The organism is Aquimarina algiphila, from assembly GCF_947494415.1.
Lineage (GTDB): Bacteria > Bacteroidota > Bacteroidia > Flavobacteriales > Flavobacteriaceae > Aquimarina > Aquimarina algiphila.
Window position 1 is genome coordinate 148,947 of the sequence record NZ_CANLVC010000009.1, and the last position, 11,706, is coordinate 160,652.

General features: G+C 31.2%; 12 protein-coding genes. 4 read left to right on the forward strand and 8 right to left on the reverse strand.

All coding sequences use genetic code 11. The features are described from left to right. The first annotated feature begins 166 nt into the window (after window positions 1-166). Window positions 167-652, forward strand: coding sequence for a hypothetical protein (locus PQF96_RS22155; protein WP_143918523.1), 486 nt, complete (start codon window positions 167-169; stop codon window positions 650-652). 58 nt (window positions 653-710) lie between these two features. Here PQF96_RS22155 and PQF96_RS22160 read toward each other — a convergent pair whose 3' ends face one another. From PQF96_RS22160 to PQF96_RS22185, 6 genes are all read right to left on the reverse strand, one after another. Beyond that, the gene (locus PQF96_RS22160; protein WP_271768440.1) at window positions 711-2,216 is read right to left on the reverse strand and encodes an amidohydrolase family protein; all 1,506 of its coding nucleotides are present in this window, start codon (window positions 2,214-2,216) and stop codon (window positions 711-713) included. A 191-nt stretch (window positions 2,217-2,407) separates the two neighbouring features. Then, window positions 2,408-3,514: a DNA alkylation repair protein gene (locus PQF96_RS22165; RefSeq protein ID WP_109436090.1), complete on the reverse strand. Its 1,107-nt coding sequence runs from the start codon at window positions 3,512-3,514 to the stop codon at window positions 2,408-2,410. Between the two features lie 74 nt (window positions 3,515-3,588). Next, window positions 3,589-4,344, reverse strand: a complete 756-nt coding sequence (locus PQF96_RS22170) for an amidohydrolase family protein (RefSeq protein WP_143918526.1) — start codon at window positions 4,342-4,344, stop codon at window positions 3,589-3,591. A 7-nt stretch (window positions 4,345-4,351) separates the two neighbouring features. After that, window positions 4,352-6,397, reverse strand: a complete 2,046-nt coding sequence (locus tag PQF96_RS22175) for a six-hairpin glycosidase-like protein (protein ID WP_271768443.1) — start codon at window positions 6,395-6,397, stop codon at window positions 4,352-4,354. A gap of 166 nt (window positions 6,398-6,563) precedes the next feature. Next, on the reverse strand, window positions 6,564-7,439 hold the full coding sequence (locus PQF96_RS22180; protein WP_271768445.1) for a hypothetical protein: 876 nt from the start codon (window positions 7,437-7,439) through the stop codon (window positions 6,564-6,566). 495 nt (window positions 7,440-7,934) lie between these two features. Next, window positions 7,935-8,729: a helix-turn-helix transcriptional regulator gene (locus PQF96_RS22185; protein ID WP_271768447.1), complete on the reverse strand. Its 795-nt coding sequence runs from the start codon at window positions 8,727-8,729 to the stop codon at window positions 7,935-7,937. Between the two features lie 209 nt (window positions 8,730-8,938). On the opposite strand from PQF96_RS22185, the gene PQF96_RS22190 reads away from it, so the two are divergent. Together PQF96_RS22190 and PQF96_RS22195 are read left to right on the forward strand one after the other, a co-directional pair. Then, window positions 8,939-9,889, forward strand: a complete 951-nt coding sequence (locus tag PQF96_RS22190; RefSeq protein ID WP_271768450.1) for a hypothetical protein — start codon at window positions 8,939-8,941, stop codon at window positions 9,887-9,889. A 74-nt stretch (window positions 9,890-9,963) separates the two neighbouring features. Next, entirely contained in the window at window positions 9,964-10,878 is a 915-nt protein-coding gene (locus PQF96_RS22195) for a hypothetical protein (protein ID WP_271768453.1), read from the forward strand. 134 nt (window positions 10,879-11,012) lie between these two features. On the opposite strand, the gene PQF96_RS22200 is transcribed toward PQF96_RS22195, so the two are convergent. Next, window positions 11,013-11,144, reverse strand: coding sequence for a hypothetical protein (locus PQF96_RS22200; RefSeq protein ID WP_255412225.1), 132 nt, complete (start codon window positions 11,142-11,144; stop codon window positions 11,013-11,015). A 16-nt stretch (window positions 11,145-11,160) separates the two neighbouring features. Continuing rightward, window positions 11,161-11,298 carry a hypothetical protein gene (locus PQF96_RS22205; protein ID WP_167571939.1) on the reverse strand — a complete coding sequence of 46 codons (138 nt, stop codon included), beginning with the start codon at window positions 11,296-11,298 and terminating at the stop codon, window positions 11,161-11,163. 130 nt (window positions 11,299-11,428) lie between these two features. On the opposite strand from PQF96_RS22205, the gene PQF96_RS22210 reads away from it, so the two are divergent. Continuing rightward, a complete protein-coding gene (locus PQF96_RS22210; protein WP_109436084.1) occupies window positions 11,429-11,653 on the forward strand; it encodes a helix-turn-helix domain-containing protein in 225 nt (74 codons plus the stop codon). Window positions 11,654-11,706 lie beyond the last annotated feature (53 nt).

An 11,706-nucleotide genomic window follows, 5' to 3' on the forward strand; every position in this document is an offset into this window, starting at 1 on the left:
AAAAGTTAGAACATAGATACAAATTTAATTGATCATAAGTGTAATGAACTATAATTTATATCGACAAAAAACATTAAATATCGATAAAATGCACTTTTTAACGTTAATTATTTGTTAATCAGAAGTATTTTTCTGATTTTTGTATCTGTAATTGGAAATACAACATATGAACAAACGATTACCTACTTATGCTTTGCTAAGTGTTGTATTATTTTTTGGAATGTATTCCTGCGGAAGCAATGATGCAAATACTTCCAATGCAACTATAATAGGCACATGGCAATTACAGCAAGAATTCAGTAATGAAGGAGAGGACACGCCTTTTAAGGAATTTCCTCTTTCTCCTTGCGAAAAATTGACAACACTAGAGGTTCTAGTGACTCGCAAATTTGTCGAGAACAGCTATTATGAGGATTTTGGTACTGGTGGAGAGTGTATAAAACACACAGAAGAAACCAGAGGTGGATGGAAAGAAGAATCTGATGGAGGATATTATTTTTCCTATGAAAAAAAGAATTTATTATCATTTACAAAGTCTGATGCAATTCTTAAAGATGGTAACTTAGAGATTACTGTAGTATACAATGATCCCGATGTGGGAGATGATACTACCCTTAAGTTTATTTATTCGAGGATGCAGTCCACAAACTAACCTAACTCCTGTAAAAAAAAGAAAAGCCTGTGTAGTTAATATACAGGCTTTTTTTTATTTAATCTGCAAGCTGGACACGTATTAATGGGCTACTAATTAAACTGAATGCCACTTTAATATTCATGTGGAAAGTTGAAGCAAGGGAAGCAGTAAATTCTTTCAATTCTTTTATATCATTAGCATCATAAAATATTCCATCCAATAAAACCCCATATATCTTTTTAGTATTTGTTATACTTTCTAATGGGTTTTGATTTAAAATAACCAAATCTGCGGTTTTCCCGATGGCAATTGTACCATATTTACTTTTTAATCCGCAATATTTTGCTGGAGTTATTGTAGCAGTTTGTAAAGCCTCGAGGTTGGATAATCCACTTTTTGTTAAATCTTCAAGTTCTGTGTGTAAACTAAAACCAGCAAAAACATTAACATCTGTTACATCAGTCCCTGCCATAATTGGAACCCCTTGTTGATGGGCCATCTTTACATGTTGTTGTGAAGCACGATAAAAATTTAGATTCTCATCTTGACTTTCTGGAGCTTTATTTTTTTTAGCTGCTTTTTTGATCCCCGGATTCCACCATAATTTTCGTTTTAGTGTAGGAACATATTTTACGTTTGGATCATCTGTAAATGTTGAAACATGAGCGAATGCATCAGATTTAAGAGTTTGTAATGTTGGAACCCAATGTGCATTCTTTTCTTTCATAAGGTTCATAAGTCGTATTGCTTTTTCTTTGTTAAAATCTGAAACCATTAAAGGCTTTGATTTTGTGTAAAAGGCTTTCCAGGTTTTCAAAGTTCTTAAACTATCCGCTCCAGGAAAACAATCATACATAAAAATGCGACCATGTTCAAAACTACGTTGTCCCAATTGTATTGCTTCTTTCAGGGATATATGTATAGGTTTATGTCCGGCAATATGCATTCCGTATTTTGGAGCTTCGAGAGCAAGTTTACGATAAGATTTAGGAGGGATTTGCATATACACTTTAATAAAGTCAGTATTTTCATTTTGATAAAACTCCAATAAAGGTTTAATATCTCGTTCTTCTTTTAGTTTGAAAAACTCTGGAAAATCACTGGGGACAGAAGATTCTCCATCCATTTGATAACTGCTTTGCAGTACATATCTAGGAGTAATTCGAGTGTGTTGTGCTAATTCTTTGTTCCACTGTAAACGTTCTTTGGTACCAGCCCAATAACTATCTTTTTTGTTAAGCTGTCCAGACATATCTCTGATACCAGTGACTCCATTAGCAATATAAAGTGGATGATGTAACCACGCCGAATGTTGTGTAGAATGAGTATGCATATTCCATAATCCGGGGATGATATATTTATCTGTTCCGTCAATTATAAAGTATTGTTGCCTGGGGTGTATTATACTGTCAATCCTGGTAATGATATTCTTTTTGATAAGTATATCGTAATCAGGAATAACGGCTCCTGTTTTTACATCAATGATATTGATAGATTTGATTAGTATAACATTATGTTCCTGAGGGACTTTAAGTTTTGGTAAAGGCCATAATATGGCTACAATGATGATTGTAATTCCCAAAAAAATTACAATTAAAAGCCTTTTAAAAAAATAGAATATCCTTTTTTTCACAATCTCGATTTTCACTAATATTAATACCTAAAAAGCTAAGTAACGATTAATGATTTTGAAAACCTTTTTAAATGATGAAATCGTCTGACAGAATTATGATTTTGTCAGATTGTTGAGTTATGATTTTGATAAACGATCTCTTACATAATAAGTTCAAAATCGTATTTTTCTAATTCATGACCATTAATAATGATTGATAATCGATGCAACCCTATATGAAATTTTCGGGTGGTAATTACTTTAAAAGATTGTTTTCTATCGATTACTGTTGATGATTTTGCAGGATATATTTTTTCACTTATTTTAAAAACTTTTTTAGATAAGCTCCCATTTGCTTTTTGATAATATAAACCATATTCTAATCGTAATTTGGATGATGAATTACCAATATTATGAAGCTCAAATGTAAAATCTAGTACGCTCCCTATTTTCACCTTTGGAGTATGAATCTTTAAATCTTCTATTTTGATATTATGAATGGCTCCATATCCAAATAGTTTCATTGTTTTTATATTTCCCTGTTTTAGTAAGGTTCTACAGGCATGTTTAACTAACCAATCGGTGTTTTTTGATTTACTATACCAGTTATATGCAAGGTTAATAACGATATCTGGATTATCTTTTGAAATGTCATTTAGATTATTGGCTACACTTCTTCGAACAGATTCGGACTCATCATTTTTTAAACGTTTTAAAATCGGAAGGATTTGAGTAGGGTCTTTTTTTAGAAATGGAAGTGCCATAGCCCAAGGTAATCGGGGTCTGCACCCTTCAGAGGATAATCTTCGTACCATAGGATGTTTGTGCTGAGACCATGTTATCATTTGTTGTATTCCTTTATTTGGAAATGTTAAGATAAAAGGGCGAATAGCAAATTCACAGCTTGTAAACTGGGTGATTTTCTCAATTGCAGCTATAGAAATATCGTACTCACAAATACCATAATATTCTATAAAATCAGGAAAAAACATGTATTCTAAACTATTCTCTTTAACACCGTCTTTTTGAAGTTGATCAATGACCTGAATAATCGTAGTTACATTTTTAGAGTATTCGGGTGAGAGATGATGTTGTAAAGCAATCACAATATGTCTCATGCGTTGTTTTAATTCTTTATGTTCCCATTCGGTATTGAAAATATGTTTAAAGAAAGAAGAGGTATTAAAATTTGGAACTATTTTTTGAAGTGAATTTGTAAAGGTTTCAAAAAACTCGCGAGTGTAAATATTTTTAAGCAATTCTGCCATTATGATCCATTATTTGGTTTGATGTAAAAGTAAAATGGGATAATGACAACGGTATGTCAGCAATTCATAATATTTTAAAAATGTCTGGATTTATTATACCATTGTTGAGCATTTTTATAAAAAATATTTTCCTGTTCTGACATCGAGAAATTGTCTATTATGATATTGATGTCTTTTTGAGAGAATGGTATTTTTGCTCTTGTTGATGGTAAGTCAGTCCCAAACAATAATGCTTTAGGGTTGATATCATAAATCTGTCTCATGACAGGAATAGGGTTAAAATTAACTCGTCCAAACCCAGTTGCTTTTACCCGAACTCCTTTTTCTACCCATGCATATAGTTCTGGTAATCCCTCCTTGGATAAACCAAGATGATCAATAGAGAATTTTTGAATTTTTGATAGTAGAGGGTTTAATTCCTTAAGATTTTTAGCATCTACATAGAGTTCGGTATGCCATCCATAATCGTCAAAGAGCTTGTTTGACAATTGTGGCAATTTATCTATAGTTTCAGAACCACCTCTTTTAAGGTTAAATCGAACAGCAACAATATTCGAGTTTTGTAATCTCCTTAATTCTTCATCAGCAAGATTAAAAGGAATATTTGCAACACCTACATAGTTATTACCTACTTTCTGAAGTGCGTGTATGAGATATTCCTGATCAAAAGCTTGAAAAGAACCAGATACAATTGCACCACCAACACTATTAAATTCTTTAGTTTGTTGTTTGTAATTTTCGACAGTAAAAGCAGGAGGTAAATACCCATTATTTTCTACTAATGGAAAGTCTGGATTGATAATATGAAAATGAGCATCAAAAATCTTCATAACACTGTTAATTTTTGGCAGGTAATATTATAGAGAGTTCAGTATTAGGTTTTATACTTTCGTCAAAAATGATTTTTTCATTACATATAACTTTTAATCTTAATCTTTTAAGGTCTCGAGACAGTAGAATATCTGTTTTTTGTCCAAATAATGCAATGTCTTGTAGTTTAAGATGATCCCATGTCTTTGGCAAAGACGGGGTGATTTTTATTTTGTTGAAACCTAAAGGTTCTAATCCCAATAACCCTTCGGTAATAATCCTACAATACAAAGCACTTTCGGCAGAGAGATGCTTCATATTATTTTCAGGATATGCTTCTACAACGTAAGGCACATGGTCACCTAATAGTCGTTTTTCTGAAAAACTCCTTAATTTTTTAAAACCTCTATCGGTCTCACCCACTTTCATGACTCCTTGTAAGGCATATAATGTAGCTCTATCCCAGAAAGTAGTAGAGTCAGTATTAGTCTCATGCTTAAATTCTACCAAAACACCATTTTCTGTCCATAACTTACCTAATAGAGCATCTATAGTTCCTTTTTTTCGAGAGGTAATCCCCATACTTAAAGGAAGGCACATCCAATGTCGTAGATGTTTGTTTTCATCAAAATATTTATAGGTCTCAAGACCTTCTAATGTAGCACCAAAATAGTCGTTGATGACATTTTTCATTGCCGACAAACGAGCTTTATAGGTTTTTGCTAAATCTTTCATGTTTTGCTCTTCAGCTAGACGAATACCATATTTTAATCCTCCATAATACAATGTAGAGGTGGATAAATTTGCAGTACCAGTTGCTATTCGTCCTTCCATTTCATCAGACTCTGATAGTACTGCACCAGATGCATTTCTATGGTTATGGCAGTATTCTAAACTCCAGGAAATTAAAGGCCATAATTCGCTGGCTGTTTTTTGATTACCAGAAGCCAATGCATAATGCGATGCTCCATAGGCAATCATTGCAGCATCACCACGATCAAGATGATCCATCTCAAAATTTCCATCAACTTCAAAAGCATATGCAATTGCAGCAGTATCTGCGGGTATATTTTTCTGAAAATGAATATAAGTATTATAGGCCGCTATATTTCCTGTTTGATATCCTAAGTAAGGAAAAAAAGGGCCACTATATTCTACTTGGTCATTGGCCCAAATACCAACATAATAGTTTCCACCTCCCGGAGAATGTACAAGTCCCATAGAGGAGTTAAATATGCTTTCTGAAGCTCGTATTTTTGAAAAATAGAAAAGCGTATTAATTGTTTTGTCAGGAGTTTCTAAGACAAGATTGTTTTGCATTGTAGACAGAAAATCTTTTCTCTGTTGCTCTGCTTTTCTAAAATCAAAATTTATGGTTTTTTCTTTATTTAGAGTAGCTCCATAATACACAGGGAAACTATAAGATGTGCCAGGAGATAAGTTAAGTTGTTCTGAAGCATCACTAAACATCTCAAAAGTATACTCACCTTTATAACCGACTTCACTTTGTTTTAATTTACAATTCGAAATAGATAATTCTTTGATGACCTGACTAACATTTTTTATTTCCCATCGTTCTACAATATACCTGTCCTCCATAGATGGGTATATCGTCTTTATAATTTGTAAGTCTTCTACTGGGGTGTGATAAAAAGTAAGCATGCCACCAATTTCAACAGAATCTACTGTAGATGGGACTATAATTTTGTTTTTATAGGCAATAGAAGGAGCGATTTGATCTGAGATGCTTTTTCTGAAATACGCTCTATATTTCTTCCAGTCAGGTTCATTTGACTTATTATATGTTCTAAGTTGAGGGAAGATAACATCTTTTGTAATAGATAATTTTTTGTTTTCGTCAATTTTGTAGTAGATAATGGAAGCTACATTTTTGCCTGCCATTTCTATATTTTCCTTATGGGGAAGCCTTTTTTCTTTAGTTATATCCCAAACAATACTTTTTCTATTCGTGATTTCCCAATATGGAGAGGTAGGTTCTGTATGCTTTTGTTGTGCTAAGGCATTACATGAAACAATAATAAGAGCAAATAAAATTAGTTTGTGCAGGATCATTTGTTATGCATTGATTAGAATCATCAATTTAAATTGATCATGCTCAAAAATAAAAGGAACATTCCTGTTTATTTACAATTTAATGTTAAAACCTTTCTCGATTTATTTCCCATTTTTTAGAACAAGAGGTATAGAAATATCAAATTTCTATACCTCTCTTGATAACTTATTTCGCTAGTAATATATCTTTAAGAGTAGTATTTAAAGAAATATATTCGATAAAAGTATCGGTATCAAAGCTAAGTTTTCCTTTATTATCTCTTTTGGCTTTTTTGTTTTCAATAGAAAGATAACATTTGTTTTGATCAGATGTATATAATGTAAATACACTATGATCTTGTTCTATATTAGAAGAAGGTGCTAATTCATTAAAGGCACTCTGATCTCCTTTTTCCAGATCTGCAATCATTTTAGAGGTTTCAGGGATATGATTAAAAGCAGGTAAAACACTTTCTTTAAACCAGTTATTATTGGTTTCGCAAAAGGGCTCTCCGGCTTTAGGAAATGATGTTAATGTACTAATACCAATTACTGCTAATAATTCGATGATCCAAATGATCGTTAAAAAAACTCCACTTACAGTTGCATTACGAATTCCCCAGACTCCAACTTCATTAATCTCTCCAATTAAACTAAATAAAACATCAGGTTGTGTTACTAGAGTGAAAACTTGTAAAAATTTTATATTACTTACAGTAATACCTATTCGTGATGTCCCATAGCTTTCACCAGAGTTGATAACCAGATCAGTCCAAACCGACCAGTGAAAATACATTGCAATAAGTCCGCCTAATATTCCTAGGATAACTGCAAGCATTGTATTTCTAACTTTTCCTTTTCCGATAACAAAAACATTGATTAGGTACCCGATAGCAAAACCAAATGCTCCTGTGATAAGAAAGTTAATATAAAAGAATGGGATGTACCATATACAGTATGCATATACAAGCCCAAGAATTGGGAATGCTGTACATGATAGTAGTATAAAGTAAAGTAATGAGGTTGCAGAAAATTTTCCTGATGGTTTGTAATAATTATCCATTTTTTAAATTGTTTTGACTTTAATGTTTATATGAATAGAGATAATGATGATAAATGTAGTTTTAAAAAGAATAGTAATATTACCCTGATTTTAGTGAAATCATTATCATAGTTTTCAGTGTTATAAAAGTAAGTGTCGTAACATATTAAAATGTTACCATGCCATTTATAAATCTCTGTTGATTTCATGTTTTTTTCTTCCTATGAACTTAATCTTGCAAGTCTGGTAGCAAGTTTTGAATGATCAAAGAACAATAAAATTGCAAGAAGTAACATTAATTTTGTGCATGACACTAAATATTAAAAATAGTTTTTTTTATTTAAAGAGCCTGATTTACAACTTTCAATGGGTTCTTTAAAGTAAAAACTAAGGATGTTCATATACTGAGATTTGATGAAAAGGAGCACGGACTATTTTCCATTCTTGGATAAAAGTTATCATCTTCTGATTTCCAAAACATATAAGAATGATAAAAAGAGATAACGCAAGATTTATTTAGACTTTAGTATATTCTTTAGGTAAATAACCAGAGATAGATTTAAAAACACGGGTAAAATGACTTTGGTCAGAAAAACCACATATATATGCAATTTCTGTAAGAGAATGCTGTTTAGATTTTAATAAATCAAGTGAACGGTCTATTTTTAGTTTACGAGAGTATTCGCCTAGAGTACATTGAAAATACGTTCTAAAATTCTTCGAAATTGTAGTAGGATGAACATTAACGTTATCACTTAATTCTTTTAAAGAAATATTTTCATTCCATCTATCATTTAGAATATCTCTTATAGATAGCATCCATTTTGGAAATAATAAGTCATCTTTTGAGTTAAGGGAGTTTTCTAGAAAAGTTAATAATAACATTTCTATTGAGCTATAGGATTGTAGATCATTAATTTCGGCTTCATTGAGTAATTTGATAAAAGTAAAACGAGCATCATGGTTTTTTGTCACTGCTAACTCGATAGACTCTTCTGTATGCTCATATTTTGTTAAAAAAGTATCATCTATTTCCAGGCTTATGTGTTTCGAAGGGAATTTAGTATAGATATTCTTGTGAAGTTCATGAGCATGGTAATAATTTATTGCTCCTTCTAATCTTTCGATCTCTTTACCTTTGCGATATTCTTTATTACCCCCGTAGAGCACAAAACTAATGACTGGCTTTTCATGAGAATGCCAAACTCCGGTTTCTACCGGGGCTTCATATTTTGTTGTACCCACTAGAAAATCATTAAAATCATAGGTTTGATAGTTAGGAGCTAAATAATGACCTCTTTTTAAAATCATAACATGTTTTATTTATTGTGTTTTGCTTTTTAGATCAGCTAAAAAACTAATCACCAATGTTTTAAAATATAAAAATAGCTTTATTTTATTTGACGCCAGATTTATTGAACCGATACAATTTATGGAGATGCTATTTTGATCGAATATTTTTTTACTTTTAAATAAACAATACTGATATTTAACTCTTGATTGTTATATTATAGAAAAAAATGAAAGAACCCCCTCTGATTAGGAAATCAATATATAAACCTTATCGGTATGACAATACGATTAATAGTCATGCAGAAAATTTAGAAATGGTATTCTTTATGATGATACCACTTTTAATTTGTTCGGTAATAATGCATTTAAGCATTACCGCTTGGTTCTTACCAATTTTTGGGATATCTATAATAGTAGTAATATTCTTGTTTAAGTTGTATAACAATCTATATCATCGGTATTATCGAATTATAAAAAGAACAGAACAGAAAGGTCAAAATGAAGAAGCTGTATATTATATTGTTCAATCCTATATTTCATACAAAAAACCAGAAAAAATAGTCCTTGATAAGAACATAAAATGGACAGATGTAGAGTCGTTTTATTCTTCTAATGGAGAAGATCCTTCTGAGAGAAGAAAAGCTGAACTTTTTTTTGACCAAAAAACAATTAAAAATAAAGTAGATGACCTTGTAATCTCTCGGGTTAAAAAATCGATTTATAAACCTGGATTCCGACAGAAATTTTTAGAAAAAAATAATCTACATATTAAAGAAATAATAGTTCCAGGTATATTACTTGGGATATTATCATTCTTTCTTTTTTTTAAAGGATTACTTTTCTTGACGAGGTTTCCTTTAGCCCCTTTACAAACCTTTAGTATTTTAGGAATCGTTATATTAAGTATTATAGTAGTATGTGTACTTTATATTAGAAAAAACCATCGCTATCTTAGATTGGTCGAAAGAAAAGAGAGTCAAGGGCGGTATAAAAAAACATCATACTATATGCAATCGTTTATTTCCAGAAAAGGATTAGAAAAAATAGAAGATGATAAAAATATAAAATGGAAATATTACAAACACAACGAATTTAGACGAGATCTTTCCAGAGAAAATGCAGAGTATTATTTTAATGGGGAAACCACAGAAAAAAAAGTTATTGATGAGATTTTATGATTCTTCAAAGATAATTGATCTTCAGAAAAACCTATCTTCGGAAATAATAGCCTCGGTTAGTATAGAAAAATAGAATGAAAGAAACACAACGGATTGGAAAGTCAATACATAAACTCTTTAGATATGACAATACTATTCGTGAACATGTGAGGAATTTTGAAAAACTAATCATTTTTATCCCATTGGTGATTTTATTTCTTACTTCTTTAGCAACAGCTCTTTTTGGTCCATGGACCTTATTTGTTTTAGGAATCTCTATAGTAGTAGTATCAGCATCGTTTAAATTATATACTACATATTATCATCGTTATTATAGGATCATTGAAAGAACAGAACAGCTTGGTAAAGAAGAAGAGGTATATTATATGGTCCAATCATGTATTTCTAACAAAAAGCCAGAAAAAATAGTAGGTAAAAAAAGTATAAAATGGAGATATATTAGTTCGAATAAATTAACAAAAAAAGAAGCTGAGTTATTTTTTGATCAATTAACAGTCGAGAAAGAAGTGGATGAAATTGTAGTGTCCGAAGTTAGAAAAGCTATATGGAAACCTGAATTTTATATTCGATTTATGGAAAAACATAATATGTCTCCAAGAGAAATAAATGCTCTTGGCTTGAGTTTTTTTGTATATCTTCTTGGCTTAATGATGATTTCATTAATCATAAACGCAGTTTGGACTTTCTACGGTTTAGGTGTTTTTATAGTAACTACAATAATGGGATATATTCTTCTTGTTAGAACGCCATACCTTTATCTACGCTTAATAAAAAGAACAGAGCATCAAGGACAATATAAGACGATTTATTACCGAGCTCAATCTTTTATTTCACATAAAAATTTGGAAAAAATAAAACAAAAGAAAAACATAAAATGGACGGATTTTAGATATGGTGAATTCGCAAAAAAACGTATGTCAAAAGATTGGGCTGAAAAATGTTTTGATGAAGTCACGATAAATAAAAAAATCATTGACAGAGTACTATAAAACAATTGATCGTATTTTGAGCATTATTTTATTTCAGAATCTCAAACGATGAAATATTAGTTTCTGACATCGTTTGAGACCTGAACTTGTTTCTGTTTATAAGAAGTATGGAGATAGTATGGAATTCTATATTTTTATTCTTCTTGGTCGCTATTTCCTTGTTTAATGAGTTCTAATGCCCATTGATACTGCTGTAATGCTTCTCTGGTAAGACCATACTTACTTTTATAGTGCATCAATCGTTCGTATAGTTTTTTTTCTGTCATGTCTATCAATTTTTGGTTATGTTTTTCCTTTTTTTGGGTCAGCATCAGCTTGTAAACTTTTGAGGACAATAATAAAATTACTTTGATCCTTTTTAGTAAACATGTGCTCCTGCTGATAGGCCAACATATAACGATATAGCTCTTCTTTGGTCATTATTGTTTTGTCTGAGACAAATATAATAAATTATGCAATATACTGCATAATTATTACAGATAACCAGTGTTTTACGTAAATAAATTCATCTGCAACTATCTTGTTAACAGGAATTTAGCCATTTTTGAGGATGGCTAAGGATGATCAATTTAAAGAAGCACTAGGCAATCGATTACGGGGTTTGAGGTTAGACGCCGGACTGACTTTGACTGAATTAGCCGAAAAATCTGGGGTAAGTTATCGCACAATTATTGATATCGAAAAGGCAGATACTAGACCTTCTGTAGAAGTGATCAGACTGCTTTGCATAGCACTTGAGTATTCTCTTTCTGATTTTTTTAAATTCAAGTACTAGTCTGTATATGTTGGTATATACATATGATATCCCTATAAAGTATTAGAACGATA

Bases quoted from the DNA above. Each gene is read 5' to 3' on its own strand.
- PQF96_RS22170 (WP_143918526.1), bottom strand. From the start codon at position 4,344: ATGAAGATTTTTGATGCTCATTTTCATATTATCAATCCAGACTTTCCA.
- PQF96_RS22180 (WP_271768445.1), bottom strand. From the start codon at position 7,439: ATGGATAATTATTACAAACCATCAGGAAAATTTTCTGCAACCTCATTA.
- PQF96_RS22200 (WP_255412225.1), bottom strand. From the start codon at position 11,144: ATGACAGAAAAAAAACTATACGAACGATTGATGCACTATAAAAGTAAG.
- PQF96_RS22165 (WP_109436090.1), bottom strand. From the start codon at position 3,514: ATGGCAGAATTGCTTAAAAATATTTACACTCGCGAGTTTTTTGAAACC.
- PQF96_RS22205 (WP_167571939.1), bottom strand. From the start codon at position 11,298: ATGACCAAAGAAGAGCTATATCGTTATATGTTGGCCTATCAGCAGGAG.
- PQF96_RS22195 (WP_271768453.1), top strand. From the start codon at position 9,964: ATGAAAGAAACACAACGGATTGGAAAGTCAATACATAAACTCTTTAGA.
- PQF96_RS22190 (WP_271768450.1), top strand. From the start codon at position 8,939: ATGAAAGAACCCCCTCTGATTAGGAAATCAATATATAAACCTTATCGG.
- PQF96_RS22185 (WP_271768447.1), bottom strand. From the start codon at position 8,729: ATGATTTTAAAAAGAGGTCATTATTTAGCTCCTAACTATCAAACCTAT.
- PQF96_RS22155 (WP_143918523.1), top strand. From the start codon at position 167: ATGAACAAACGATTACCTACTTATGCTTTGCTAAGTGTTGTATTATTT.
- PQF96_RS22210 (WP_109436084.1), top strand. From the start codon at position 11,429: ATGGCTAAGGATGATCAATTTAAAGAAGCACTAGGCAATCGATTACGG.
- PQF96_RS22175 (WP_271768443.1), bottom strand. From the start codon at position 6,397: ATGATCCTGCACAAACTAATTTTATTTGCTCTTATTATTGTTTCATGT.